This is a genomic window from Streptomyces sp. NPDC096136 (genome assembly GCF_044763325.1).
Taxonomy (GTDB): Bacteria; Actinomycetota; Actinomycetes; order Streptomycetales; family Streptomycetaceae; genus Streptomyces.
This window is the reverse complement of the sequence record NZ_JBIWFZ010000011.1, coordinates 61,543-86,062: the sequence shown is the minus strand read 5'-3', so window position 1 is coordinate 86,062 and position 24,520 is coordinate 61,543. Positions and strand designations below refer to the sequence as shown.

27 protein-coding genes and 2 pseudogenes are annotated in these 24,520 nt (G+C 73.8%); 13 read left to right on the top strand and 16 right to left on the bottom strand.

Annotated elements, in window-relative coordinates; translation table 11 throughout:
* Nucleotides 1-91: 91 nt before the first annotated feature.
* A complete protein-coding gene (locus ACIRBY_RS22910; RefSeq protein ID WP_403903117.1) occupies nt 92-883 on the bottom strand; it encodes a metal-dependent hydrolase in 792 nt (263 codons plus the stop codon).
* 84 nt (nt 884-967) lie between these two features.
* Between ACIRBY_RS22910 and ACIRBY_RS22905 the strand changes: the two genes are divergently transcribed.
* The 3 genes from ACIRBY_RS22905 to ACIRBY_RS22895 all read left to right on the top strand — a co-directional run bounded on the left by ACIRBY_RS22905 (nt 968) and on the right by ACIRBY_RS22895 (nt 5,044).
* Nucleotides 968-3,550 carry a DEAD/DEAH box helicase gene (locus tag ACIRBY_RS22905; protein ID WP_403903115.1) on the top strand — a complete coding sequence of 861 codons (2,583 nt, stop codon included), beginning with the start codon at nt 968-970 and terminating at the stop codon, nt 3,548-3,550.
* A 106-nt stretch (nt 3,551-3,656) separates the two neighbouring features.
* Nucleotides 3,657-4,559, top strand: coding sequence for an acyl-CoA thioesterase (locus ACIRBY_RS22900; protein ID WP_403903112.1), 903 nt, complete (start codon nt 3,657-3,659; stop codon nt 4,557-4,559).
* 83 nt (nt 4,560-4,642) lie between these two features.
* Nucleotides 4,643-5,044 (top strand): YchJ family protein, encoded by a 402-nt coding sequence (locus tag ACIRBY_RS22895; RefSeq protein WP_403903110.1) that lies wholly within the window; start codon nt 4,643-4,645, stop codon nt 5,042-5,044.
* Here ACIRBY_RS22895 and ACIRBY_RS22890 read toward each other — a convergent pair.
* From ACIRBY_RS22890 to ACIRBY_RS22860, 7 genes are all read right to left on the bottom strand, one after another.
* Nucleotides 5,008-5,850 carry a DUF6397 family protein gene (locus ACIRBY_RS22890; protein WP_403903107.1) on the bottom strand — a complete coding sequence of 281 codons (843 nt, stop codon included), beginning with the start codon at nt 5,848-5,850 and terminating at the stop codon, nt 5,008-5,010. The genes ACIRBY_RS22895 and ACIRBY_RS22890 overlap by 37 nt on opposite strands.
* A 172-nt stretch (nt 5,851-6,022) precedes the next feature.
* The gene (locus ACIRBY_RS22885) at nt 6,023-6,421 is read right to left on the bottom strand and encodes a roadblock/LC7 domain-containing protein (RefSeq protein ID WP_403903105.1); all 399 of its coding nucleotides are present in this window, start codon (nt 6,419-6,421) and stop codon (nt 6,023-6,025) included.
* 291 nt (nt 6,422-6,712) lie between these two features.
* Nucleotides 6,713-7,357 carry a GTP-binding protein gene (locus tag ACIRBY_RS22880; RefSeq protein ID WP_403903102.1) on the bottom strand — a complete coding sequence of 215 codons (645 nt, stop codon included), beginning with the start codon at nt 7,355-7,357 and terminating at the stop codon, nt 6,713-6,715.
* Nucleotides 7,357-7,770 (bottom strand): DUF742 domain-containing protein, encoded by a 414-nt coding sequence (locus tag ACIRBY_RS22875; protein WP_403903100.1) that lies wholly within the window; start codon nt 7,768-7,770, stop codon nt 7,357-7,359. Before ACIRBY_RS22875 ends, ACIRBY_RS22880 begins: the two co-directional genes overlap by 1 nt.
* A complete protein-coding gene (locus ACIRBY_RS22870) occupies nt 7,767-8,213 on the bottom strand; it encodes a roadblock/LC7 domain-containing protein (RefSeq protein ID WP_403903097.1) in 447 nt (148 codons plus the stop codon). The genes ACIRBY_RS22875 and ACIRBY_RS22870 overlap by 4 nt, the downstream gene beginning before the upstream one ends.
* Entirely contained in the window at nt 8,213-11,023 is a 2,811-nt protein-coding gene (locus tag ACIRBY_RS22865; RefSeq protein WP_403903094.1) for a nitrate- and nitrite sensing domain-containing protein, read from the bottom strand. Before ACIRBY_RS22865 ends, ACIRBY_RS22870 begins: the two co-directional genes overlap by 1 nt.
* A 45-nt stretch (nt 11,024-11,068) precedes the next feature.
* Nucleotides 11,069-11,926: an MHYT domain-containing protein gene (locus ACIRBY_RS22860; protein ID WP_403903091.1), complete on the bottom strand. Its 858-nt coding sequence runs from the start codon at nt 11,924-11,926 to the stop codon at nt 11,069-11,071.
* Nucleotides 11,927-12,139: 213 nt separating this feature from the next.
* Here ACIRBY_RS22860 and ACIRBY_RS22855 point away from each other — a divergent pair, with 213 nt between their 5' ends.
* Nucleotides 12,140-12,757 (top strand): class I SAM-dependent methyltransferase, encoded by a 618-nt coding sequence (locus ACIRBY_RS22855; protein ID WP_403903088.1) that lies wholly within the window; start codon nt 12,140-12,142, stop codon nt 12,755-12,757.
* A 53-nt stretch (nt 12,758-12,810) separates the two neighbouring features.
* Here the strand turns inward: ACIRBY_RS22855 and ACIRBY_RS22850 are convergent, their stop codons facing one another.
* Nucleotides 12,811-13,725, bottom strand: a complete 915-nt coding sequence (locus ACIRBY_RS22850) for an oxygenase MpaB family protein (RefSeq protein ID WP_403903086.1) — start codon at nt 13,723-13,725, stop codon at nt 12,811-12,813.
* A 135-nt stretch (nt 13,726-13,860) separates the two neighbouring features.
* On the opposite strand from ACIRBY_RS22850, the gene ACIRBY_RS22845 reads away from it, so the two are divergent.
* Both ACIRBY_RS22845 and ACIRBY_RS22840 read left to right on the top strand, forming a co-directional pair.
* Nucleotides 13,861-14,649: a hypothetical protein gene (locus ACIRBY_RS22845; protein WP_403903084.1), complete on the top strand. Its 789-nt coding sequence runs from the start codon at nt 13,861-13,863 to the stop codon at nt 14,647-14,649.
* 68 nt (nt 14,650-14,717) lie between these two features.
* Complete coding sequence (locus tag ACIRBY_RS22840; RefSeq protein ID WP_403903081.1) at nt 14,718-15,170, top strand: SAM-dependent methyltransferase; 453 nt, start codon at nt 14,718-14,720, stop codon at nt 15,168-15,170.
* Between the two features lie 82 nt (nt 15,171-15,252).
* Here the strand turns inward: ACIRBY_RS22840 and ACIRBY_RS22835 are convergent, their stop codons facing one another.
* The gene (locus ACIRBY_RS22835) at nt 15,253-15,801 is read right to left on the bottom strand and encodes an MOSC domain-containing protein (RefSeq protein ID WP_403903078.1); all 549 of its coding nucleotides are present in this window, start codon (nt 15,799-15,801) and stop codon (nt 15,253-15,255) included.
* Nucleotides 15,802-15,826: 25 nt separating this feature from the next.
* Nucleotides 15,827-16,009 carry a hypothetical protein gene (locus tag ACIRBY_RS22830; RefSeq protein WP_403903075.1) on the bottom strand — a complete coding sequence of 61 codons (183 nt, stop codon included), beginning with the start codon at nt 16,007-16,009 and terminating at the stop codon, nt 15,827-15,829.
* A 278-nt stretch (nt 16,010-16,287) separates the two neighbouring features.
* Between ACIRBY_RS22830 and ACIRBY_RS22825 the strand changes: the two genes are divergently transcribed.
* Both ACIRBY_RS22825 and ACIRBY_RS22820 read left to right on the top strand, forming a co-directional pair.
* Nucleotides 16,288-17,577: a GAF domain-containing protein gene (locus tag ACIRBY_RS22825; protein ID WP_403903073.1), complete on the top strand. Its 1,290-nt coding sequence runs from the start codon at nt 16,288-16,290 to the stop codon at nt 17,575-17,577.
* Nucleotides 17,578-17,633: 56 nt separating this feature from the next.
* Nucleotides 17,634-19,157 carry an aldehyde dehydrogenase family protein gene (locus ACIRBY_RS22820; protein ID WP_403903071.1) on the top strand — a complete coding sequence of 508 codons (1,524 nt, stop codon included), beginning with the start codon at nt 17,634-17,636 and terminating at the stop codon, nt 19,155-19,157.
* 158 nt (nt 19,158-19,315) lie between these two features.
* Here ACIRBY_RS22820 and ACIRBY_RS22815 read toward each other — a convergent pair whose 3' ends face one another.
* Together ACIRBY_RS22815 and ACIRBY_RS22810 are read right to left on the bottom strand one after the other, a co-directional pair.
* Entirely contained in the window at nt 19,316-19,900 is a 585-nt protein-coding gene (locus ACIRBY_RS22815; protein ID WP_403903572.1) for a DinB family protein, read from the bottom strand.
* A gap of 162 nt (nt 19,901-20,062) precedes the next feature.
* Nucleotides 20,063-20,383: pseudogene (locus tag ACIRBY_RS22810) on the bottom strand (MFS transporter); the annotation flags it as partial.
* On the opposite strand from ACIRBY_RS22810, the pseudogene ACIRBY_RS22805 reads away from it, so the two are divergent.
* Together ACIRBY_RS22805 and ACIRBY_RS22800 are read left to right on the top strand one after the other, a co-directional pair.
* Nucleotides 20,382-21,320: pseudogene (locus tag ACIRBY_RS22805) on the top strand (ArsR/SmtB family transcription factor); the annotation flags it as partial. The pseudogenes ACIRBY_RS22810 and ACIRBY_RS22805 overlap by 2 nt on opposite strands.
* A 181-nt stretch (nt 21,321-21,501) precedes the next feature.
* A complete protein-coding gene (locus ACIRBY_RS22800; RefSeq protein ID WP_403903068.1) occupies nt 21,502-22,245 on the top strand; it encodes a carbonic anhydrase in 744 nt (247 codons plus the stop codon).
* 66 nt (nt 22,246-22,311) lie between these two features.
* Here ACIRBY_RS22800 and ACIRBY_RS22795 read toward each other — a convergent pair whose 3' ends face one another.
* Nucleotides 22,312-22,488 carry a hypothetical protein gene (locus ACIRBY_RS22795; RefSeq protein ID WP_403903066.1) on the bottom strand — a complete coding sequence of 59 codons (177 nt, stop codon included), beginning with the start codon at nt 22,486-22,488 and terminating at the stop codon, nt 22,312-22,314.
* A 106-nt stretch (nt 22,489-22,594) separates the two neighbouring features.
* Between ACIRBY_RS22795 and ACIRBY_RS22790 the strand changes: the two genes are divergently transcribed.
* Genes ACIRBY_RS22790 through ACIRBY_RS22780 form a run of 3 tightly spaced genes read left to right on the top strand, consistent with a single transcriptional unit; the run spans nt 22,595 to nt 23,354 of the window.
* Entirely contained in the window at nt 22,595-23,005 is a 411-nt protein-coding gene (locus tag ACIRBY_RS22790) for an ATP-binding protein (RefSeq protein ID WP_403903063.1), read from the top strand.
* Nucleotides 23,002-23,199, top strand: a complete 198-nt coding sequence (locus ACIRBY_RS22785) for a hypothetical protein (RefSeq protein WP_403903060.1) — start codon at nt 23,002-23,004, stop codon at nt 23,197-23,199. The genes ACIRBY_RS22790 and ACIRBY_RS22785 overlap by 4 nt, the downstream gene beginning before the upstream one ends.
* A complete protein-coding gene (locus tag ACIRBY_RS22780) occupies nt 23,196-23,354 on the top strand; it encodes a DUF6126 family protein (RefSeq protein ID WP_403903057.1) in 159 nt (52 codons plus the stop codon). Before ACIRBY_RS22785 ends, ACIRBY_RS22780 begins: the two co-directional genes overlap by 4 nt.
* Nucleotides 23,355-23,517: 163 nt before the next feature.
* Here the strand turns inward: ACIRBY_RS22780 and ACIRBY_RS22775 are convergent, their stop codons facing one another.
* Both ACIRBY_RS22775 and ACIRBY_RS22770 read right to left on the bottom strand, forming a co-directional pair.
* Nucleotides 23,518-23,853, bottom strand: a complete 336-nt coding sequence (locus tag ACIRBY_RS22775) for an ArsR/SmtB family transcription factor (protein WP_403903054.1) — start codon at nt 23,851-23,853, stop codon at nt 23,518-23,520.
* A gap of 234 nt (nt 23,854-24,087) precedes the next feature.
* Nucleotides 24,088-24,513, bottom strand: a complete 426-nt coding sequence (locus ACIRBY_RS22770; RefSeq protein ID WP_403903051.1) for an STAS domain-containing protein — start codon at nt 24,511-24,513, stop codon at nt 24,088-24,090.
* Between the last annotated feature and the right edge of the window lie 7 nt (nt 24,514-24,520).

Here is a 24,520-nt window from a genome sequence, read left to right as displayed (position 1 = left end):
GGGCGCTCGGCGGGCCCCGCTGGCCCTCGGGAGGGCGTCGCGGTCAGGCGGTCAGGCGGTCAGGCGGTCAGGCGGTCAGGCGGTCAGGCGGTCAGATGAAACCCAGGGCCGAGGCCCCGCCGACGCCGCCCAGGAGCATGAACACCGGCATGAGGACCTTGAGCTCCACCCAGCTGCCGGCGCGGAAGCGCATCGCCTTGGGCGGGCCGATCGGGTACCAGCGCTTGCCCTTGATCGGCAGGGGCCAGAGGATCGGGCAGCCGGAGACGGTCAGCGCGTCGCCGATGTCGTGGACGAGGGCGCCGAGCAGGATCGGCAGCCCGAGCCAGAGGTACTCCTGCCCCGGGCCGGCGAACAGCCAGCCGGCGCCGTTGCCCGGCTCGTCGAGGACCCCGGCCAGGATCCAGGCGCTGGTCGCGCCGAGCAGCCAGACCAGGACGTCGCTGGACATCCGCGCGGCCCGCCACAGCAGGCCCTCGACGGCCAGCACCAGGTGGACGAAGAGGAGCACGAGGACGCCCCAGCGGTCGAAGCACACCGCGACGGCGGAGGAGCCGGCGCCTATGAGGACCGCCCACAGCCAGGTGTGGGTCAGGGTGCGGTGGCCGCCGCTGCGGCGGGCGTCGCGCGGGGCCCGGGTGGCCTTGTAGACGGCGTACGAGATCTTGTCGACCACCTCGCACAGGCCCCGGGACAGCGGCCCGAAGGCGCGGGAGATCGTCGCCGACTTGTGGTCGAGGTCGGGGGCGAGGGCCGCGCCGGCGCAGATCAGGGCGCCGACGACCAGTACGGGCCAGGGCATCGGGTGGCCGGAGGCCGCGGTCGCGGCACCCACCCCCAGCCAGGCCGCCGCCCCGGACAGTGAGTGCGCCGGACCCATCATGCTCGTTTCCCGCCCCGGTCCTGTCGTGGTGGGGCCCCGTCGACGTCTTCGGTCGGGCCGCCTCGACGGCCCAGCGTACCTGCGATGATCTTCTTTCCGTCCGCCGGTTCCCTCTTCCGGCGGGAAGACAGGCAAGATGGGGGCGTGACCCTCATTGATCAGCTCCCGCCGACCGCCGACCCCGACGCCCTCTTCGAGGCTTTCTCCTCGTGGGCGGAGGACCAGGGCATCACCCTGTACCCGGCGCAGGAGGAGGCGCTGATCGAGGTCGTCTCCGGCGCGAACGTCATCCTGTCGACCCCGACCGGCTCCGGCAAGAGCCTCGTGGCGGCGGGCGCGCACTTCACCGCACTGGCCCAGGACAAGGTCACCTTCTACACCGCCCCGATCAAGGCGCTCGTCTCGGAGAAGTTCTTCGACCTGTGCAAGCTCTTCGGCACCGAGAACGTCGGCATGCTGACCGGCGACGCCTCCGTGAACGCCGACGCCCCGGTGATCTGCTGCACCGCCGAGGTCCTGGCCTCCATCGCCCTGCGCGACGGCAAGTACGCCGACATCGGCCAGGTCGTGATGGACGAGTTCCACTTCTACGCGGAGCCGGACCGCGGCTGGGCCTGGCAGATCCCGCTGCTGGAGCTGCCGCAGGCGCAGTTCGTCCTGATGTCGGCGACGCTCGGCGACGTGAAGCGGTTCGAGGAGGACCTGACCCGGCGCACCGGCCGGCCGACCTCGGTGGTCCGCTCCGCGACCCGGCCCGTGCCGCTCTCGTACGAGTACGTGACCACGCCGATCACCGACACCATCACCGAGCTGCTGGAGACCCGGCAGGCGCCGGTCTACATCGTGCACTTCACCCAGGCCCAGGCGGTCGAGCGGGCGCAGTCGCTGATGAGCATCAACATGTGCACCCGCGAGGAGAAGGACAAGATCGCGGAGCTGATCGGCAACTTCCGCTTCACCACGAAGTTCGGCCAGAACCTCTCCCGCTACGTCCGCCACGGGATCGGCGTGCACCACGCGGGCATGCTGCCCAAGTACCGGCGGCTGGTCGAGAAGCTGGCCCAGGCCGGCCTGCTGAAGGTCATCTGCGGTACCGACACCCTCGGCGTGGGCGTCAACGTCCCGATCCGCACGGTGCTGTTCACCGCGCTCACCAAGTACGACGGCAACCGCGTCCGCACCCTGCGCGCCCGCGAGTTCCACCAGATCGCCGGCCGCGCGGGCCGCGCCGGCTTCGACACGGCCGGCTTCGTGGTCGCCCAGGCGCCCGAGCACGTCATCGAGAACGAGAAGGCCCTCGCGAAGGCCGGCGACGACCCGAAGAAGCGCCGCAAGGTGGTGCGCAAGAAGGCCCCCGAGGGCTTCGTCGCCTGGTCGGACACCACCTTCGAGAAGCTGATCGCCGCCGACCCGGAGCCGCTGACCTCCCGCTTCAAGGTCACCAACATCATGTTGCTGTCGGTCATCGCCCGGCCGGGCGACGCCTTCCAGGCGATGCGCAGCCTCCTGGAGGACAACCACGAGCCGCGCAAGGCGCAGCTGCGGCACATCCGCCGGGCCATCGCGATCTACCGCTCCCTGCTGGACGGCGGCGTCGTCGAGAAGCTCGACACGCCGGACGCCGAGGGCCGCACCATCCGCCTCACCGTCGACCTCCAGCAGGACTTCGCGCTGAACCAGCCGCTGTCCACCTTCGCGCTGGCCTCCTTCGACCTGCTGGACCCGGAGTCCCCGTCCTACGCGCTGGACATGGTCTCCGTCGTCGAGTCCACGCTGGACGACCCGCGCCAGATCCTGGCGGCCCAGCAGAACAAGGAGCGGGGCATCGCGGTCGGCGCGATGAAGGCCGACGGGATCGAGTACGAGGAGCGGATGGAGCGCCTCCAGGAGGTCACCTATCCCAAGCCCCTGGAGGAGCTGCTGGTGCACGCCTACGACGTGTACAGCAAGAGCCACCCGTGGGTCCGCGACCACCCCGTCTCCCCGAAGTCGATCATCCGGGACATGTACGAGCGGGCGATGACCTTCACGGAGTTCACCTCCTTCTACGAGCTGGCCCGCACCGAGGGCATCGTGCTGCGCTACCTGGCGAGCGCCTACAAGGCCCTCGACCACACCATCCCCGACGACCTGAAGTCCGAGGACCTGGAGGACCTGATCGCCTGGCTGGGCGAGCTGGTCCGCCAGGTCGACTCCAGCCTGCTCGACGAATGGGAGCAGCTGGCGAACCCGGAGGTGGAGACGGCCGAGCAGGCCCAGGAGAAGGCCGACCAGGTCAAGCCGGTCACGGCCAACGCCCGCGCCTTCCGCGTGCTGGTCCGCAACGCGATGTTCCGCCGGGTCGAGCTGGCCGCCCTGGACCACGTCGACCAGCTGGGCGAGCTGGACGCCGAGTCCGGCTGGGACGCCGACGCCTGGGGCGAGGCCATGGACGCGTACTGGGACGAGTACGAGGACCTCGGCACCGGCCCCGACGCGCGCGGCCCCAGGCTGCTGCAGATCGAGGAGGACCCGGCGCACGGCCTGTGGCGCGTCCGCCAGACCTTCGCCGACCCGAACGGCGACCATGGCTGGGGCATCAGCGCCGAGGTCGACCTCGCCGCGTCCGACGAGGAGGGCCGGGCCGTGGTCCGGGTCACCTCGGTGGGCGAGCTCGGCGCGCTCTGACCTCCCCCGGACCGTGTCCGGGGGGATCCGCGATGCGCAAGGCACCGGCCCGGGCGGACCCGCCCGGGCCACCGGACCCGCCGGACACGACAGTGGAGAGCCCGTGATGACGAACCCCGCCGAGAGACTGGTCGACCTGCTCGACCTGGAGCAGATCGAGGTCAACATCTTCCGGGGGGCCAGCCCCCAGGAGTCCCTCCAGCGCGTGTTCGGCGGGCAGGTCGCCGGCCAGGCCCTGGTGGCGGCCGGCCGGACCACCGAGAGCGACCGCCCGGTCCACTCCCTCCACGCGTACTTCCTGCGCCCGGGGATCCCCGGGGTCCCGATCGTGTACCAGGTGGAGCGGGTCCGCGACGGGCGCTCCTTCACCACGCGCCGGGTCACCGCCGTCCAGCAGGGCAAGACCATCTTCAACCTGACCGCCTCCTTCCATCACCCGGAGGAGGGCAGCATCGAGCACCAGCTACCTCCCCGCCTCGACTTCCCCCACCCGGACGAGCTCCCCAAGGTCGTGGACGAGATCCGCGAGCACCTGGGCGCACTGCCCGAGGCGCTGGAGCGGATGGCCCGCCGCCAGCCCTTCGACATCCGGTACGCGGACCGGCTCCGCTGGACCCCCGAGGAGCTCGAGGACGCCGATCCGCGCAGCGCGGTGTGGATGCGCGCGGTCGGCCCGCTGGGCGACGACCCGCTCGTGCACACCTGCGCCCTCACCTATGCCAGCGACATGACCCTCCTCGACGCCGTCCGCATCCCCGTGGAGCCGCTGTGGGGCATGCGCGGTTTCGACATGGCCTCCCTGGACCACGCCATGTGGTTCCACCGGCCGTTCCGTGCGGACGAGTGGTTCCTGTACGACCAGGAGTCCCCCATCGCCCACGGCGGCCGGGGCCTGGCCCGCGGACGCATCTACGACCTGGAGGGCAGGCTGCTGGTCTCCGTGGTCCAGGAGGGCCTGTTCCGCCCCTACCCGGCGGAGAAGGCGATGCCGGCCGTGTCCCCGCAGTAGGGCGGCCCCGCCGGCCCACCCGGCCCGCCGCCCCTCCTCGTTCCTCCCGTCACCCCTCCCGTCCCGAAGAACTGAGCCCCTCCATGACCACCCCGGTCCTCCCCTGCCCCTGCGGGCTGCCCGCCGCCTACCCGGCCTGCTGCGGCCGCTTCCACTCCGGCGCCCAGCAGGCGCCCACCGCCGAGCTGCTGATGCGCTCGCGCTTCAGCGCCTTCGCGGTCGGCGACACCGCCTACCTGCTGCGGTCCTGGCACCCCTCGACCCGCCCGGGCCGGCTCGACCTCGATCCGAACCAGCGCTGGGAGCGGCTGGAGGTCCTCGCGACCGAGCGCGGCGGGATCTTCGAGACCGAGGGGTCGGTGGAGTTCCGCGCGCACTACCGCGAGGGCGGGCACACGGGATCGCTCCACGAGAACAGCGCCTTCTCCCGGGAGGGCGGCGCGTGGGTCTACGTCGGCCCCCTCTCCCCCGTCGAGTTCGACTGATCCCGCGCCCCGGCCAGGGCCGAGTCCAGCCTGGCGCGGTACCGGACGACCTCCTCCGGCCGCTGCGCCAGCAGGAGCGGGCGGGCCACCGCCACGGCCGCCGGAACCTGCGGGTGGCCGTAGGGCGGGGGTGGTGCGAGCGCGGCGAGCACGATCCGCTCGGCCGGGTCGGGCACGGCGGCCAGGACCTCCTCGTCCGGGAGCACGGAGGCCACCACGGCGGCCCGCTCCCACGGGTCGGCGGTCCGTCTCAGCAGCAGCCCCACATGCCGTTCCCGCCACTTGAGCGGGCGCAGGTCCGCCCGGGCCGCCCACAGCTCGCGGTCCGCCGGGGGCGCGGCGCCCCGCAGCAGCCCCGGCTCCCGGGCGGCGAACTCCCTCAGCTCCGCCGTCAGATAGAGCCAGACCAGGGCCCGGTAGCGGTTGACCCGGTAGCCGACGGGGCCCAGGTGCCCGCAGCGGGCGAGCCGGGTGAACCGGGTCGGCCCGGTGCCCAGCACCCGTGCACCGTGGTCCGCGCCGGCCACCGTCTCGACCTGGGCGCGCAGCGCCTCCGGGAATCCCCGCGCCGCCTTGACCCGCTCCAGCTCGGCCCGGGTGAAGCGGGCGGCGGCGCCCGCCGTACGGGGCCCCTGGCGCACCAGCCCCAGCTGGACGGCCCGGACGAACTCACCCCGCCGCAGACCCAGTTCCGCCGCGGCCTTGACCCCACCGACCAGGGCCTCCGGCTGCGCGTCCGCCTCCGGCCGCGCGTCCGCCTCCCGGGCCGTCCCGACGGGCGCGCGCTCTCCCGTGTCCACCTTCATCACGGTCCTCCCCCACACCTGGCGACCGCCCCCCGGCGATCACTCTGTGTAAAGACCGTAACCGAGAGCTACGACATCGCGCCCGGCCTGTGGACAACTCCCCGACCCCGCCGGTTCCCCGCCCCATCCGAGGACCCGGCCGGCTCCTCGGACTCCCCCGGCCGCCTTCCGCTCAGCCCCCGGTGATCCGCCGCTCCGTGACCCCCAGGTGTTCCCCCACCCGGTTGACCAGCAGCGTCATCTCGTACGCGACCTGCACGATGTCCGCCTCGGCGGCGCTCAGGGCACACAGGCTGCTGCCCGACCCGGCCGCCACCACGAAGAGGAAGCCCTCGTCGTACTCGACCATCGTCTGGCGCACCTCACCCGCCCTGAAGTGCCGTCCGGAGCCCTTCGCCAGGCTCTGCAGCCCGGCCGCGACGGCGGCGAGGTGCTCGGCGTCCTCCCGCGCCAGGCCCGCGCTCGCCGCCGTCACCAGTCCGTCGTTCGACAGCACCACCGCGTGGCGCACCTGCGGGACCCTGCGCGTCAGATCGTCCAGCAACCAGTCGAGCTGCTTGTCCAGTGCCATTTCCAGCCCCTCCCCGTTGACCCGGCCGACGTGGCCGCGCCCCTCCCCGCGTGGTCGTGCCGCAAGCCTTCCCCACCAGGGGCTTTCCGGCAAGGAGGACGGACGCATGGCACGGAAGATGACTCAAGAGGAATGGCGGGCGTCCGTCCCGCGCTCCGCCCGCGCCGGAAGGCCCTCCGCGCCCCGCGCGGACGGGCGCCCTCCCACCCCTCCCACCCGGTCCGTTCCCGACGGCGGCGGCTCCGCGTGCACCACCGCGGCCGACACCGTCAAGAGGTGGAATCCGGACCTTCACGCGGAACCGGCCTGCGGCCCCACGGCCTCCAGCAGCCGGGCGGTGTGCACCCGCCCCGCGTACTCGACCAGCCGGATCAGCACCTCCTTGCCCGAGTCCTTGTCCCGCGCGTCGCACAGGACCACCGGCGTCCCCTGCTCCAGGTCCAGCGCCCGCGACACCTCGTTCGCCCCGTAGCGGCGGGCGTCGGCGAAACAGTTGACGGCGACCACGAAGGGGATCCGGCGGTGCTCGAAGTAGTCCACCGCCGGAAAGCAGTCCTCCAGCCGCCGGGTGTCGGCGAGCACCACCGCCCCGAGCGCGCCCTGCGCCAGCTCGTCCCACAGGAACCAGAAGCGGTCCTGGCCCGGGGTCCCGAACAGGTACAGCGACAGCCCGGCGCGGATGGTGATCCGCCCGAAGTCCATGGCCACGGTGGTCGTGCCCTTCCGTTCCACCCCGCCGGTGTCGTCGACCAGCTCGCCCGCCTCGCTCAGCAGTTCCTCCGTCCGCAGCGGACGGATCTCGCTGACCGCGCCGACCAGCGTGGTCTTGCCCACCCCGAACCCGCCCGCCACGAGGATCTTCAGCGCGAGCGCGGCCAGATCGGCGTCGCCCGCCGGGCCCCCCGTCCCCGCGGTTCCGTCGTCGTGCAGTCCCATCACAGCGCTCGCAATCCCTCGATGACTTCCCGCAGAATCCGCAGCTCCGGCAGCCGGGCGGGCGGCACCGGACGGCTGACCTTCACCTGCCCCGCCTCCAGCAGGTCCCCCAGCAGCACCCGCACCACGCCCACCGGGAGGTCGGCCTCGGCGGCGAGCTCCGCGACCGACTGGGTCTCGGACCGGCAGAGCCCCAGCAGGGCCCGGTGTTCGGGGCCCAGCAGCCCCCCGCCCCCCGCCCCGTCCCCCGCCCCGCCGGCCGCGGCGTCGACCACGACCAGGGCGATCAGGTCGAAGCGGACCCCGTGCGGCCCCGGCTTCGTACGCCCTCCGGTCAGGGCGTACGGGCGCACGAGCGGGCCGGCGTCGGCGTCGTACCACCGGCCGTCCACGTGCCGGGCCTTCGCTCTCACCCGGCGGCCGGCGGGTGGTGGACCGCGTACCGGGGCGGGGTGTGGAGGTGTTCGCCGACCCGTTTGACCAGCCGGGCCATCTCGTACGCGATCAGGCCGACGTCCGCGCCGGCCGTGCTGAGGACGGCCAGGCAGGAGCCGTCCCCGGCGGCCGCGACGAAGAGGAACCCCTCGTCCATCTCCACCATCGTCTGGCGCACGTCCCCCGCGCGGAAGTGCCGGCCCGCGCCCTTGGCGAGGCTGTGGAACCCGGAGGCCACCGCGGCCAGGTGCTCGGCGTCCTCCCGGCTCAGCCCGCTGGAGGAGCCGACGGCGAGCCCGTCGTTGGACAGGACCACCGCGTGCCGCACCTCCCGGACCCGCATCACCAGTTCGTCGAGCAGCCAGTCCGGCCCGCTCGTCCGGCGGACGCCGCCGAGCGCGGCCCTGTGGTGTTCGGTCATCACACTTCTCCTTCGCTGCCTGCGTGGGGGGAGTCGTCCCGGGAGCCGCGCGCCCATCCGGCCCGGTAGGCCGCCATCCGGTCCCGCACCTGCTCCGGGCTCCGGCCCGGAGGCCCGGCGGCGGGCCGCTCCCAGGCCGGGGGCGGCACGGCGGGGGCCTCGCGCAGCTGCGGGACCAGGCTGGCCTGGCGCACCCGGCGCGGCAGTTCGGACGCGGGGACGGCGGGGAGCGGGAGGGCGCGGGGTGCGCCGGCCGGTGCGGCGGGAGGTGCCGCCTGCGGACGCGGCGACGCGGACGCCGCGGCGGTACGGATGCCCGCGCCCCCGGGGGCGCGCCGCCGCAGGGCCGCCACCGGGGCGGGTTCCGGTTCCCGGGGCACGGGTACGGGGCGCGCGACGGGTCCGGCCGCGGGAGCGGGGACCGGGGCCGGGGGCTCGGGGGCGGCGGATTCGGGGGCGACGGATTCGGGGGCGACGGGGGCGGCAGTGGCGTCGGCGAGGGCGTCGGCCTGCGGGCGGGCCGGGCCGGGGGCCGGTACGCCGCTCCCGGTCTCCCGTGCGCCCGCCGTCCGCAGCCGCTCCGGCCGCTCACCGCCGGCCGCGCCGTACGCCTGCGCGGGCTCCGCCGCGGCGTCCGGCGGGGCGTCGATCGCGCCCTGGAGGAGGGCGAGCGGCAGCAGCACCACGGCGGTGGTGCCCCCGTACGGCGAGGGGCGCAGGTGCACCCGAATGCCGTGGCGGGCCGAGAGCCGGCTGACCACGAAGAGTCCGAGGCGGTCGCTGTCGAAGAGGTCGAGGTCCTCGGACTGCTCGATCCGCCGGTTCGCCTCGGCGAGGGCCTCGCGGCCCATGCCGAGCCCGCGGTCCTCGACCTCCAGCACGTAGCCGGCGCCCACGGGCTCACCGCTGACCCGGACCTTGGTGTGCGGCGGCGAGAACTGGGCGGCGTTCTCGATCAGCTCGGCGAGGAGGTGGGTGAGGTCGGCGACCGGTCCGCCCGCCACGGAGGTCTCGGCGAGCCCGCGCACCTCGACGCGCGGATAGTCCTCGATCTCGGAGACGGCCGCGCGCACGACGTTCGTCAGCGGCACCGGCCTGCGCCAGGCCCGGCCGGGGGCCGCACCGGACAGGATGATCAGGCTCTCGGCGTGGCGGCGCATCCGGGTGGTGAGGTGGTCGAGCCGGAAGAGGTCGCCGAGCTCGCCCGGGTCGTCGGCCCGGCGCTCCATCGAGTCCAGCAGGGTGAGCTGCTTGTGGACCAGGACCTGGCTGCGGCGGGCGAGGTTGACGAAGACCCCGCTGACCCCGCTCGCGAGTTCGGCCCGCTCGACCGCGGCGCCGAGGGCGGCCCGGTGGACGGTGGACAGGGCCTGGCCCACCTGGGTGATCTCGTCCTCGGCGGGCGGGCCGGACGGGGCCTCGGCCTCGATGTCGATCTCGTCGGCCCGGCCGGCCCGGATCCGGTCCATGGCGTCGGGGAGCTTGCGGTGGGCGATCTCCAGGGCGGAGTTGCGCAGCGTCACCAGCTCCACGACCAGGAAGCGGCCGATGCGGACCGAGATGACGAGCGAGACGGCGACGGCGGCCAGGCCCAGCAGCACGGCGGCGCCGGCCGGGCTGAGGGCGGTCTCGGCGAGCGGGTCGGCGCCTCGGGCGGTCTCGGCGTGCGCGGCCTGCCGGATCTCGCGCATCGAGCTGCTGACGCTCGTGTACGCGCCGTCCCACCCCGGGGGCGTGCCGCGCGGCTCCTTCGCAGCCGAGCCCGGGGAGGCCGCAGAGCCCGAGGAGGCCCCGGAGCCCGCAGAGCCCGCGGAGCCCGAGGACGCCCCGGAGCCCGCGGAACCGGAACCCGCAGCGGTCGCCGCCGGGGCCGTCACGGCCTTGTCCTCGGCGGCGGTCAGCTCGGTGTAGGCGGCGCTGCTCGCCACGGACCGCCAGACCGCCCGCTGCCCGGGGGGCAGGTCCCCCGCACTGGCCGCCGTCAGCGCGCGGCGGGACTCCACCATGCCGGCCAGGCGGCGCTGCGCGTCGGCGTTGCGGGTGCCCGGCAGCGCGAGCAGGGCGTCCTCGCGGGAGAGCAGTTCGGCGGCCCGGGCGAACTCCAGCAGGACGCGGGCGTCCGGTCCGAGCTCGGCGTCCCGGCCTCCGGACAGGGCTCCCTCGACGGCGAGGGCGGAGTCGGCCACGCGGGTGTACGTCTCGTAGGCCCCCTCCGGGGTGGCGCGGCGGGCGGCGATGTCCCTGCGCGCGGAGCCGAGCGCCTCGGCGTCGGCGACGAAGGCCCGGAGGCGGACGACCACGTCGGTGCGGTGGTCGCCGGAGTCGGCGACGGTGTGGCGGTCGCCGAGGCGCAGCCGCCCCACCGCCGCGTCGGTGCGACGGGCCTGCTGTTCGAGGGCGGACTCCTGGTCGGAGGCGGGGTCGGCCAGGAAGCGGACGGCCGCCCGGCGCTCCGCCTGGAGCTCGGTGAGGGCGGCGGCCACGGGCGTGCGCATCCCGGCGTCGACCTGCCGGACGCGGTCGAGGCGGGCCACGTCCTGGGCCGCGCCGACGGTGGCGAACCCCCAGAGGGCGAGCAGGGAGACCACCGGGACCATCAGCAGCGAGACGACCTTGGCGCGTACGGTGGCGGGCCGCAGCCGGACCGCCGGTCGCGCCGGACCGCCGTCGCCCGCACCGGCGCCCCCGCCGGGGAACCCGGACCCGGCCGCCTCCTCGGCGGGGGGACCGGCGTGGGCGCGGCGGCCGCGCACCGGGGGCGCGGGCGGCCGCGGCGCCGCTGGTTCCGGTCTTCTGCGGGGTCTGCGCATGGGCTCCTCGTTCCGGGGAGGTTCGTCTGGACGGGGCGCGGGGGGTCAGCGGGAGGGTGCGGCGCGCTCCACCGGGCTCCGGGCGGAGGACGGCGCCGAGGCCCGCGCGGACAGGGCGGCGGACGGCACCGCGGGCGGCGATGCGGAGGCCGCGGCGGAGGCCGAGTCCGACGCCGCCCACTCGTCCGCCGTCGGGGACAGCGCGACGAATGCGGCGGTGATGAAGAGGTACGAGCCGAGCCCGACCGCGAGCGGGAAGACGAACTGCAGCGCGGTGGCACCCGGAAGGGCCTGGTCCGAGGGGGCCACGCGGACGGCGACGGCCATCATCCCGGTGTAGTGCATGCTGCTGACGGCCCCGCCCATGACGAGGGAGGCGACGGCCACGGCCAGCGGCGACCTGATGTTGAGGGCGGCCCACAGCGCGGCGGTCGCGGCGACGACGGCGATGGCCACGGACAGCCCGACGGTGAGCGGGTCGTAGGCGATCCGGCCGTGCAGGCGCAGGGCGGCCATGCCGAGGTAGTGCATGCTCGCCACGCCGAGGCCGGTGGTGAGGCCGCCGAGGACCAGGGCGCGGCCGCGGTCCCTGCCGTAGCCGACGGCGAAGACCCCGGCGCCGACGACGAGCACGGCGACGAGCAGGCTCAGCAGGGTCAGCGGCACGTTGAAGTGGATCTCGGTGCCGGTGACGTGGAAGCCGAGCATGGCGATGAAGTGCATCGTCCAGATGCCGGTGCCGATGGCGGAGGCCGCGGTGAGCAGCCAGTTGCGGCGCGAGGCGCCCGTCGCGGCGAGCGCGCGGACGGTGCAGCGCAGCCCCAGGGCGGCGCCGATCGATGCCATCACGTACGACAGCACGGGTGTCAGCCAGCCATAGGCGGCGTGGTCCAGGTGTCCCATGGCCACGGGACGCTAGTCCGGGTGAGGGCACGAACAAGGGGAGCATTTCGAAAGCCGCTGGAACTGCTGGAATATGACAAAGCTACGTTCGTCTGCGATCACACCACGCGCCACCTTGCACACGGTGCGCAGGGACCCCAAGGAAGCGGCCCGCGGGGCCGCACAGGGCCCCCGGGGCCCCGGACCGGGCGCCGGGTGCGGAATCATGGGGGCATGGACACGGTGAACCGCAGGAGCGAGGACCAGGCGCGCGTACAGGAGTTCTTCGGGGCGCGTGCGGACGCCTGGGACGAGAAGTTCCCGGAGGACGGGCCCGCCTTCACGACGGCCGTCGCCGAGCTCGGCATCGGGCCCGGCGACCGGGTGCTCGACGCGGGCTGCGGGACCGGGCGGGCGCTGACCCCGCTGCGCGCGGCCGTCGGCTCCTCGGGAACCGTGCTCGGCGCCGACCTCACCGAGCGGATGCTGGCCGCCGCCCGGCGGGCGGGGCGCGGGGCGGACGGGACGCTGCTGCGCGCGGACGTGGCCCGGCTGCCGCTGCGCGACGGGGCCCTGGACGCGGTGTTCGCGGCGGGGCTGATCGCACACCTGCCCGAGCCGGCGGCGAACCTGCGCGAGCTCGCCCGCGTGGTCCGCCCCGGTGGGCGGCTCGCGCTGTTCCACCCGATCGGGCGAGCCGCGCTCGCCGCGCGCCACGGCCGCGAGCTGACCCCCGACGACCTGCGGGCCGAGCACAACCTCGGCCCGCTGCTGTCCGGTTCCGGCTGGGAGATGACCTCGTACGCCGACGAGGACGCCCGCTTCCTGGTCCTGGCCGTACGCCGCGCCTGAGGCGCGCCTCCCCGCCCCTCCGCGCCGGCCCGTCCGCCCGCCCGCCGGGGGGGCTATGCCGGGGGCTGGGCCTCCGCTCCGGCCGGGCGGCGCGGGTGGGGCACGGGGCAGCCGCTCGCCCCGGGCACCGGGAAGGTCCCCAGCTCGCCGACGTCGTAGCCGTCGGGGTAGCCCTTGATCTCCGGGTTCTGGCGCGCGTAGTGCGGAGCCTTCCGCGGCGGCAGCAGCCGTACCGCCCGGCCGCGCAGCCGCAGGGCTCCCCGGACCAGGCGGCTGAGGGCCGGATGCGGGCGCTCGTAGCGGAAGGCGTCCAGCAGCGGCTCGTCGAGGAGGGCGCGGCTCGCGCGGAGCACGGCGGGGGCGAGGGGCGCCGGATACCAGGAGGCCATCAGGCCCAGGGTGGCGTCGGCGACCCCGCGGCCCCCCTCGTCCCAGCCGAAGTGGGCCTCCTCGTAGGCGTCCAGGATCGCCTCGAACTCCTCGTAGGAGCCGGGGACGTCCTTGATGCCCAGGTGCTTGCCGAGCGTCGCGTAGTAGTTCGCGCAGGCGCGGCGCTCGTGAGGGGTCAGCGGGCGCCAGCCGTAGGCCTCGATCCAGCGCGACGGGATCACCACGAACGTGCACAGGACGTAGCGCATGTCGTCGTCGGAGATGTCGTAGCTGCGGTGCATCTGGTTGACGCGGCGGATCGCGGTGCGCGCCGTGTCGTGGTCGAAGCCGTGCTCCACCACCGCGTCGAGCAGCAGCGCGGTGTCGTCGTAGCGCTTCTGGGGGCGCTCGGTGAACTCGGCCGTCTCGGCGAGCAGGCTGCCGATGCTCGGGACGGCGTAGGTACGGAAGAGGGCGAGTTCCAGGGCGCGGGTGAAGTCCCAGGGGAACTCGTAGGTGGCGGTGAGCCGGTAGATGGCGAGGAAGTCCTTGTCGGGGTCGAGCCGGAGGATCTCCTTCAGCCGGTCGTAACGCTGCACCGGTCTCCCTTCTCTGTGGCGGGTGGTCAACTCTACGTGCAGGTAGCAGGCTTGAAAATCGCCGCCCGCCGGGTCTCGACGTGCGAGTTACCCGCTGGTTAGGGTGCGCCGACGGGACTGCGATCGGGAGGCCACGTGTCGGACGAGGAGGGCGGGGGTTCGCTGTACGTGCTGAGCGCCGTGCTGCTGACCCCCACGCAGTTCCCGGCGCTGCTCGGCGACGACTTCCCGGAGGCCTGCGCCCTGCTGGGCGTGGCGCCGGCCGCCGAGGGGTACGGGCTGGTGCTCGGCCAGGACGAGGAGGGCGCCCGCTGGACGGTCGTCGTGGACGACGTCTCGCTCGTGGCCGCCGCCATCGCCTCCTGGGACTGCGGCATGGAGTACGACCTGTCGCCCGACGAGCGGACGGTGGTGCTCTCGCTGGCGGGCTGGCCGCTGGAACTGACGGTGTCGACGCCCGGCATCCCGGCGCCCCACGACCCGGAGCGGGGGGCGGACGGCACCGGGCGGGTACCGCTGGCGCCGCCGTCGGCGGACGCCTGGGGGCCGGTGCAGCGGCGGCTGGGCGCGGACCAGATCGCCCGGGAGTGGGCGGACTGGAGCGGGCGCGTGGCGGAGGACGGCGGGGCGGCGGCCGCGGCGCACCCGGGGCTGGCGCGGGCGCTGCGGGAGGCCGTGGACTACGCCCGGCAGGCGCCCCCGCCGGGGCGGGTCCGGTCTGCCTTCGCGGGTGAGGGCGTACGCACCTTCCGGGCGGACGGGCCCGGCTGGTCGCTGGTGGCCCGGACCGGCGACGCGGCCTTCGTCCTGCTGGACGAGGAGCCGGGCGGGGTGCTGGCGGTGCCCCGCGAGGGGGCCGAGGGGCTGCCCGGGCTGTCCGCCCTGCTGGCGGCGCTGGACCGGGCGGCCGTGCGGCCGGCCTGAGAACGGATCCGGAACAGGCAACAGGCAACAGGCAACGGGGAACGGGGAACGGGGAACGGGGAACGGTGATGGTGGAACCGGTGGGCGTGGTCGTGGGCGGACGGGCCGAGGTCGTGGACGACGACTGGGGGCGGGAGCGGGCCGTGATCCGGCTGGACGCCGGACGGTTCGGGCCGGAGGCCCTCTACGGTCTGGAGGACTTCTCGCACCTCGAGGTCGTCTACCGGTTCGACCGGGTCCCGGCGGACGCGGTCGAGACGGGCGCCCGGCATCCTCGGGGGAACCGGGACTGGCCGCTGGTGGGCATCTTCGCGCAGCGCGGCAAGAACCGGCCCAACCGGCTCGGCGTCTCCCGCTGCCGGGTGGTGAAGGTCGACGGCCTGGACGTGCACGTGGAGGGCCTGGACGCGGTGGACGGCACCCCGGTGCTCGACCTCAAGCCGTACATGCGGGAGTTCGGGCCCCGCGGCGAGGTCCGCCAGCCGCAATGGGCTTCGGCCCTGATGCGCGACTACTACTGAGCCGGCGCCGCCGGGCAGGACCGGACCGGACCGCCGCACGCGGGGAGAGCCGCATCCGGCCGGGCGCGTGCCCGCGCACGGCTCAGACCCGTTCGAGCGGTATGTGCGGCGGGGGCGGGAGGGTGACCGAGATGGCGTCGCCGGGGCGGACGGTACCGCCCTGCTGGACCACGCCCATGATTCCGGCCCTGCGGACCGGCCGGCCCTCCTCGTCCCTGCCGACGACCTGCTTGAGCAGTCCGTCCTGGAAGGCGTTGATCTGCGGGCACGGGTTGCGCAGGCCCGTCACCTCCACGACCGCCTCCTCCCCGATGCCCAGCAGGGTGCCGGTGGGCAGGGCGAGCAGGTCGATGCCCTCGGTGGTGACGTTCTCCCCGAGCTGGCCGGGCGCGACGCTGAAGCCGGCTTGGGCGACCTCGTCGAAGAGCTCCCGGTGGATCAGGTGCACCTGGCGCAGGTTGGGCTGCGTCGGGTCCTGCGCCACGCGCGAGCGGTGCCTGACCGTGACCCCGGCGTGCACGTCGCCCTCGACACCGAGGCCGGCGAGCAGGGTGATGCTCTCCCGGTTCGGCTTGGTGAACGAGTAGACGCCGTTGCTGCTGACCGCCGCGACCTGTGCGGTGGTGTTCATGTGACCGCTCCCCCCTCGGCCGCCCTCAGCGGCCGAGCTGCTTTCTCGACATGCCCCGCACCCGACGCCTCTGGGAGGGGTCCAGGAGGAGGTAGGCGAGCACCGGGACCCCGATCAGGACCGCCAGCGCCGGCCAGAACCCGAACAGCCAGAACAGCACGACCGCCCCCGCGATCGCGACGACCGCGGTCCTTCCGCTCTTCGACATCTGCGGACACCTCCTCCTGCGTCGGCCACTGCCTGCTCAACCTGCACAACGCGCCGCGGCGACGGTCCGTTCCCGGCCACGCGGGACGCACCCCGCGCGAGGTGACCGGCGAGGAGGCCGCCCCCTGCGGCGCCCCGGCGGCACCCCGGCGGGCACCGGCGCGGGACCGGCCGGGTTTCGGCGAGAACTGGCCGACGCGGCGCTTGCCGGGACCGCGGACCCGCACCACGATGGGGCCCTCCGCTCACCGCGGCTCCACGGCCCCTCGGGAGGGTGACATGGGCGATCCGTCGCCGGCGCTGCCGGGCGGGGCCGACCCCGTCGAGCGCACGCGCGTCCTGCGGCGGGCCCACGACGCCTTCACCCGGGACGGGCGGGTCGAGCCGCCGGTCCGGGCGGTGATCGCGAAGTCCTGGCGGCGCTGCGCGCGGGCCCGGGTCAGCCCCGAGTGCGCACCCCGGCTGGAGCGGCCGGAGCCGGAACTGCTGGCGTACCGGGAGCGGCATCCGCTGGCCCGGGTGATGCCGCTGTTCCGGGATCTGGTGGGGGCGTTCGCGGCGCACGGGGCCCATCTGCTGGCGGTGTGCGACGCGCGGGGCGGGCTGCTGTGGGTCGAGGGCGAGCCCGCCACCCTGGGGCGGGCCGAGGAGCTGGGCTTCGTTCCGGGTTCGCGCTGGGCGGAGACGGCGATGGGGACCAACGCCCCCGGTACGGCGGTCGCACTGGGGGAACCCGTCCAGGTCTTCGGAGCCGAGCACTTCAGCCGCCGGGTGCACCCCTGGACCTGCGCGGCCGCCCCGGTCCGGGACCCGCGCACCGGCCGGGTGCTGGGCGCGGTGGACATCACCGGCGGCGACGGGCTGGCCCATCCGCACTCGCTGGCCTTCGTGCAGGCGGTGGCCCGGGCCGCCGAGGCCCAGCTGGCGCTGCTGGCGCCGGAGCCGGACGCGGCAGCCCCCGACACCCTCACCGTCCTCGGCCGCGACGAGGCGCTGCTCGTGCTCGGCGGGCGCCGGATCACGCCGGGCCGGCGGCACAGCGAGATCCTGGCCCTGCTCGCACAGCATCCCGAGGGGCTGTCCGGGGACGAGCTGGCCTACGCCCTGTACGAGGACGAGTCGGTGGCGGCGGTGACGCTGCGGGCGGAGATGTCCCGGCTGCGCGCCCTGCTGGGCGCCGGGAACCTGCTCTCGCGCCCGTACCGCACGGCCGTCCCGCTGGAGGCCGACTTCGCGGCCGTGACCCGGCACCTGGCGGCGGGAGCCGTCTCGGCCGCCCTCACCCGCTACCCCGGCCCGCTGCTGCCGTCCTCCTCGGCGCCCGGCATCGTCCGGCTCCGGCGCCGGATCGAGGACCAGGCGCGGGCGGCGGTGATCGCGCGGGCGGACGTGGGACTGCTGTCCGACTGGGTGTGCAGCCCGTGGGGCGCGGAGGACCCGGCGGTCTGGCGCGCCCTGGCCGCGGCGCTGCCGCCGCGGGACCGGCCGGCCGCGCTGGCCCGCGTACGCTCCCTCGACGAGGAGCTGGGCGCGGGGCGCGCAACGTTCCCGCAACCTGCCCGCTCCTAGCCTCCCTCCCGAGCGCTGTCCGACGGCGGCCGGCGCCCGGCAAGGGGAGGACCACCATGGCCCGTTACGCTGCGCCCGGAACCGAGGGCGCCCTCATGGCGTACGCGTCCCGCTACGACCACTACATCGGCGGCGAGTACGTGGCACCCGCCCGCGGCCGGTACTTCGAGAACCCCTCCCCCGTCACCGGGCAGCCGTTCACGGAGGTCGCCCGGGGCACGGCGGAGGACGTGGAGCGGGCCCTGGACGCGGCGCACGCGGCGGCCCCGGCCTGGGGCCGTACGTCGGTCACGGAGCGCGCGGGCATCCTGCTGCGCATCGCGGACCGGATGGAGCAGAACCTGGAGGCCCTGGCGGTCGCGGAGACCTGGGAGAACGGCAAGCCGGTCCGGGAGACCCTCGCCGCCGACCTCCCGCTCGCCGTCGACCAGTTCCGCTACTTCGCGGGGGCGCTGCGCGCGCAGGAGGGGTCGCTCAGCCAGCTGGACGACGACACGGTGGCCTACCACTTCCACGAGCCGCTGGGCGTGGTCGGGCAGATCATCCCGTGGAACTTCCCGATCCTGATGGCGGTGTGGAAGCTGGCCCCGGCCCTCGCCGCCGGCAACACGGTGGTCCTCAAGCCGGCCGAGCAGACGCCGGCCTCCGTCCACTACTGGCTCGGCCTGGTGGCGGACCTCCTTCCCCCCGGGGTGGTGAACATCGTCAACGGCTTCGGCGAGGAGGCGGGCAAGCCGCTGGCGTCGAGCCCGCGCGTGGCGAAGGTGGCCTTCACCGGGGAGACGGCGACGGGCCGGCTGATCCTGCAGTACGCGGCGGAGCACCTGAAGCCGGTCACGCTGGAACTCGGCGGGAAGAGCCCGAACCTCTTCTTCGACGACATCTGGACGAAGGACGACGACCTGCGCGACAAGGCCCTGGAGGGCTTCACAATGTTCGCGCTGAACCAGGGCGAGGTGTGCACGAGCCCCTCGCGCGCGCTGATCGAGCGCGGCCGCTACGGCGACTTCCTGGACGCGGCGGTCGCCCGCACGGAACGGATCGTGCCGGGCCACCCGCTGGACACGGACACCATGATCGGCGCGCAGGCCTCCGAGGAGCAGCTGAAGAAGGTCCTCTCGTACGTGGAGATCGGCCAGCGGGAGGGTGCGAAGATCCTGACCGGCGGCGGCCGCATCGACCACGGCGGCGACCTGGCGGGCGGCTTCTACGTCCAGCCGACCGTCTTCGAGGGAGACAACCGGATGCGGATCTTCCAGGAGGAGATCTTCGGCCCGGTGGTGTCGGTGACCTCGTTCGAGGACTTCGACGACGCGGTCCGCATCGCCAACGACACGGCGTACGGCCTCGGCGCGGGCGTCTGGACCCGCGACGTCAACACGGCGTACCGCGCGGGCCGCGCGATCCAGGCGGGCCGCGTCTGGACGAACTGCTACCACGCCTACCCGGCCCACGCGGCGTTCGGCGGCTACAAGCAGTCGGGCATCGGCCGCGAGACCCACAAGATGATGCTGGAGCACTACCAGCAGACGAAGAACATGCTGGTCAGCTACTCCCCGAAGAAGCTCGGGTTCTTCTGAGCGCCTTGGAGGGCGTCTCATTCGACAACTCTTGACCGCGCGGAGTTTCGACGGGTCGGCGTCGGCGTGGTCCCGGGCGAGACCGGACGGCGGTATGGCGCGTATGTGCGGCACGACCGGCATCGTGCCGCACGAACATCACGTCACGCGAGACACCTCTAAGCCTTGACTGGTGCGGCCGACCTGGCGGCCCACTCGATCTTCGCCCAGTGGGTTGCCCTGGCCTCGTGGTCGACCTGCTTCTCGTGTTCGGCGCGCAATCCGGTCCGGCCGTCGATGCCCTCGCGCAGGATGTCGGCGTGCCCGGCGTGCCGGACGGACTCGCTGAGGACATGGACCATGACGGCGAACAGGTTGGTGTTCGGAGCCGGCTCCGGCCACCACGGCACATGGCCGGGGGCATCGAGGGGAAGCACGTCGATCGTCGCGTCCGAGTGCTCCCACGTGCGCCGGTAGAACCCTATGATCTGGTCGCGGCTCTCGCCCTCAGCCGCCCACAGGTCGCTGCCGTCGGAGTCCTGCCACCGGCACAGCGGTTCCGGGGAGGGGCGGTCGAAGACCTCGCCGAAGTACCTGGCCTCGACGGTGGCCACGTGTTTGACCAGGCCGAGGAGGTTGGTCCCGGTCGCCGTCAGGGGCCTGCGGGCGTCGTACTCGGAGAGGCCGTCGAGTTTCCAGAGCAGCGCCTCGCGGTCCCGCCGCAGCCTGCTGTGCAGGTTGTCCTTCGCGAATTCATCGATCATCTGCATGAGCCTTTCCATTGGCTGTTCGTAGTCTCAAGATCCCGTACGTGGTCAGCAACGGCTGGCGGAACCAAGGGCCTGTCAGAGAGCCGTGGGGGTGGGGGTCGGGTGCGTGACGGCTCGCGGCCGTCCCGACCTGCGACGGTCAGCGCGCAGGAGGCTTCACGCATGCTGTTCGGTGCCGGTCTCTGATCCCGTTGAGTGGTTCGGGACAGGGACCGGGGAGGTGGGCGGGTGCCAGGTGAGGATCCAGCCGGCGGTAAGCGCCGCCGCGCCGCCTGCCAGTGCGATTGCGCCGCCTGCTGCGGTGCCTGCGGCCACCGTGCCGAAGCAGGCCGGTCCGAGGCCCTGGAGCGTCATGCTGCCGGAGCCGAGCAGGCCCAAGGCCTGGCCCTGGCGATCCTGCGGCAGGGCGTCCAGGAACAGCCGTTGCGGGCCGAGACCGTAGGCGAATCCGAATCCGGAGAGCAGCAGCAGACAGCTGCGCAGCCGCTTCGCGCTGTCGCCCGCAATGGACCTCTGCTTTCTGCTGCGCTCGCTCGCCGGCCGCGGCCAGCCGCTGCCGCAGGCCTGGGCCATGCGGCTCTTGCCGGCCTTTGAACGGCTTCGCCGCGAGACTGAACTGGACGCCGCCCTCGCCCTGCACACCTCGCATTCCGGACCGAACTTCGTCGCCCCGCCCCCGCGCGGCCTGGGCCAGACCTGGGCGGACGACCTGGCCGCGATCCGGGCCACACCGCTGGAAGCGGCCCGCCACGAGATCGCCACCAACGCGACCGGCCCGTCCGCCCGCGATCCCCGCGTCCGCGCAGTGCTGGACTCGCCGGACGTCGTCTCCAGGATCGCCGAGGCGATGGACCGGGCGTGGCACGAACTGCTCGCCACCGACTGGCCGCAACTGCGCGCGATCTGTGAGCGCGACGTCGTGCACCGGGTGGGCGTGATCGGCGAGCACGGCTGGGCCACGACCATCGAGAGCCTGCACCCGGGCATCGCCTGGCGCGCCGACGGCATCGAGATCGGCTTCCTCCGAGGCGGAACACTCCGGCTCGCCGGCGACGGGCTCCTGCTGATCCCTTCGGTCTTCGTCGGGCATGTCGCCGCCCACGTGGAAGACCCCTGGCCCAGGACCTTGATCTACTCGGCCCGCGGCACCGCCGCCCTGTGGTGCGAACAGGAGACCGTCCCCCAACCGGACGCGCTGGCCGCTCTGGTCGGCCGGGCCCGAGCCCGGCTGCTGTTGGCGCTGGCCGCTCCCGCGAGTACCAGTCACCTCGCCCGAAGCCTCGCCATGGCACCCGGCGCGGTGGGAGACCACCTCGCCATCCTGCGAGGAGCGGGGCTGCTGGTCCGCACCCGGTCCGGACGGTCGGTGCTGTACCGGCGCACCCCGCTCGGCGAGGCACTGGTCGCCGGTACGAGCCAGGGGCTCAGATCACCACTGTTGTTTGGCGCGCCGCCAGCAGGACGCGCCGCCCGGCAGCAGGCGCACTCCAGCAGTCCACGCAGAGGGCTGCCCGATCCTCGGAAGGGCCAAATCTTGCTCAAGGCCGGGCCTGCACCCGCCGCCCGGGCATGGGAGGCGTCTAGCTTGTCCGGACATGAGTGTCGATCGTGGCTGTGGGTCGGAGGTGTCCGTCGCGCGTCGCCGACTGGTGCGTGCAGGGTTGAGCGGGGCCGCGGCGTTAGGTGCGGGGCTGGTGTGCGGGGGGTCGGCCGCCTCGGGGGCGCGAGCCGGGGCGGCAGCCGCCGGTGGGTCGCAGCCGTGCGCGCCGGGGTCTGCGTGGCGTGAGCTGATGGCCGGGAACCGGCGGTGGCGAACGTTTCACGAGAGCCATCCGGACCGTGCCGGGAACGTGCGCCGGGCGCTGGTGGGCGGGCAGCACCCGTTCGCGGTGGTCCTGGGGTGCGTCGACTCGCGGGTGCCGCCGGAGTTGGTCTTCGACCAAGGGCTGGGCGATCTGCTCACCGTGCGGTCGGCGGGCGAGGTCCTGGACGAAGCGGTGCTGGGCAGCATCGCGTACGGGGTGCTGGAACTGGGCGTCCCGCTGATCGTCGTCCTGGGCCATCAGCGGTGCGGAGCGGTCGCCGCCGCTGTGCACGCCGAGGCCGGCGGCGCGCTCCCCGCGCACATCCGCTACCTGGCGGAGCGGATCCGGCCGGCGATCGATCACGGGCTCGAGGGCGAGGCCCGCATCGACGCGGCGGTCACCGAGAACGTGCGCCGGGTCCGGACGCGCCTCACCGCCGAGCCGGACCTCGCCGCCCGGGTCGCCGACGGCTGCCTGGCCATTGTCGGCGCACGCTACGAGCTGACCAGCCAGCTGGTGCGCAAGGTGCCCTGACCAGCCGTGGCCGGTGAACTTCCGGGCGGACCCGCACCAGCTAGACTTGCAGAGTTATGCAATTTACTAGTTCTGGATATGGCGGACGGGGGTTGCGGTGTGGCCGGGTTCGAGGAAACGGCGCTGGAACGGGTCCGTGTGGCGCGTGCTCGCCTCCAGGCTGCGCAGGAGGCTGACGATGCCTTCGATGAGGCGCAGGCCGCGGAGGAGCTGGAGGACGCGCTGCGCGTGGCCCACGATCACGGCGTGGCCACCGACGCCGGGGACGGCCGATGAACCTCGGGGTGCCCTCGGCGGGTCTGGGGCGTCGGTGACGGTCAGGGGCCCCAGCGGGCAGGCGGCTGTCGAGGTGCGCAAGCACGTGTGGACGGTGCCGCTGGTGCCGGGTTCCGTGCGGGCCGCGCGCGAGCGCAGCGAACGCTCTCTGGTCCTCTTCGGGCTGGAGAGCTCCTCGGCGTTCTTCGGAGCCGTGCTCCTGGTGGTGAGCGAGCTCGTGACCAACGCCGTCCGGCACGCTCAGCACTCCCCGGACGCAGAGGTCACCCTCCACATGACCGAGCACCTGCTTGTGGTCTCCGTCGGTGACCTGGATTCGCGCCCGATCATGCTGGCCGACGCCGGCCGGACCGCCGGGCAGGGGCTGCGCACGGTGGCCGACTTGGCGCGGACGTTCGGCGGTGACGTCCGTATCGAGCCTTCCGCCGGTGAGTGCGGCAAGACGGTTGTCGTCCGCTTCATCCTTCCGGAAGGCACGCCGTGACCAGCAGCAGCGAGGCCGCCCAGTTGTACGAGATCACTTACCTCGGCACCGGCCCTGCGCCGGTGGTCCGCACGGTCGAGGCCGGCGAGGTCGCAGCCGTCATCGAGTACGCGGGCGAGCACGGCATGCAGGTTCTCGTCCGCCCGTGCCGCCCTGCCGGGGAGCCGGGAACCAGGAAGGAAGATGCCTCATGACGGACAAGCCGCCCGAGAAGGACACGGCTGCCGAGCACGAGAAGTGGAAGGAGAAGGGCGTCGCGATGCGTGCCTTCTTCTACATCTTCGGCACGCACGTGTTCGCCGGGTTCATCTGGTTGCTCTTCTTCCTGGGGCAGCACGCCCAGAAGTGAGACCGGGACCGACGGGGGATCCAGGCACGCCTGGGGTGCGGGTCCGGCACAAGAGAGAGCGGCCGTCTTCCGGTGTCAGAAGCGCGTTGAACCCGCACTAACGGAAGACGGCCGCCGTATGTGGGGTGCGGGCCCGTAGGGCCGGCACCGGCTGGGGTGACGTTCAGGTGTGGCGGCCGGCCTTGAGGTCGGCCAGGAGTTCCGCCTGGCCTTCCAGGACGCCGGAGAGGATGCCGCGGGCGACCCGCAGGAGCTCGGCGACCTGGGGATGGGTCAGGCTGTAGTAGACGTTCGAGCCTTCGCGGCGGGTGACCACCAGGTTGGCCTTGCGCAGGACGGCGAGCTGCTGGGAGAGGCTCGCGGCTTCCACGCCGACCTCGGGCAGCATCTCGGCGACCGCGTGCTCGCGTACGGACAGGAGCTCCAGGACGCGGATGCGCACCGGGTGCCCCAGCGTTTTGAAGAATTCCGCCTTCAGCTGGTACAGCGGCGTGCTCACCCGTGCACCTCTCCCCTGACTGCCCATCTCATCCACCCGGAACCGTTCCTTCGTGGGGCACCCGTTCGCCCCTCTCCACACCTTGCGACCTCCACAATTGCAGATCCCTGCAACTCGCGGGTCCTTGCGGGGTGCCCTCGTGGCCTTCGACTCCCCGGAGCGGGGCCTTCGCCGGTCAGGTCTTCCTGAGGAACCCGGCCTTCAGGACCAGGCCTCTGGACGGTGGGGCTGGTCTCAGATGAGGGCGGGCGCCAGGGGCGACTGCCCGGTGGGCCAGTCGTCGGTGGGCCAGTCGTCGGTGGTCCACTGCTTGACCGTCCCGCGAGCTCCGTGGGCGGCCAGAGCGGCGGCGAGGTCGCAGTGGACGGGCACGGGCGGGCAGGTCGCATCGGGGACGAGCGAGCCGTCGGCGGGGATCGCGGCGAGCTCGAGCCGGCGTCCGCTCTCGCCGAGACGGCGGGCGGCTTGGGCGACCGCGATCTGCCCGCCGGCCGACCAGCCCAGCAGTCCGGTCAGATCGAGGATGACCGGGCCGGTGCCCCGGGCCAGCGCCCAGCCGATCGCGCCGGTGAACCGGTCGGCGGCCTCCGCGCCGAGGTACCCGGCCAAGGACAACACGCCCAGGTCCTGACGGGTGGTGTAGCGCCATTCAATCGTCATCGTCAGC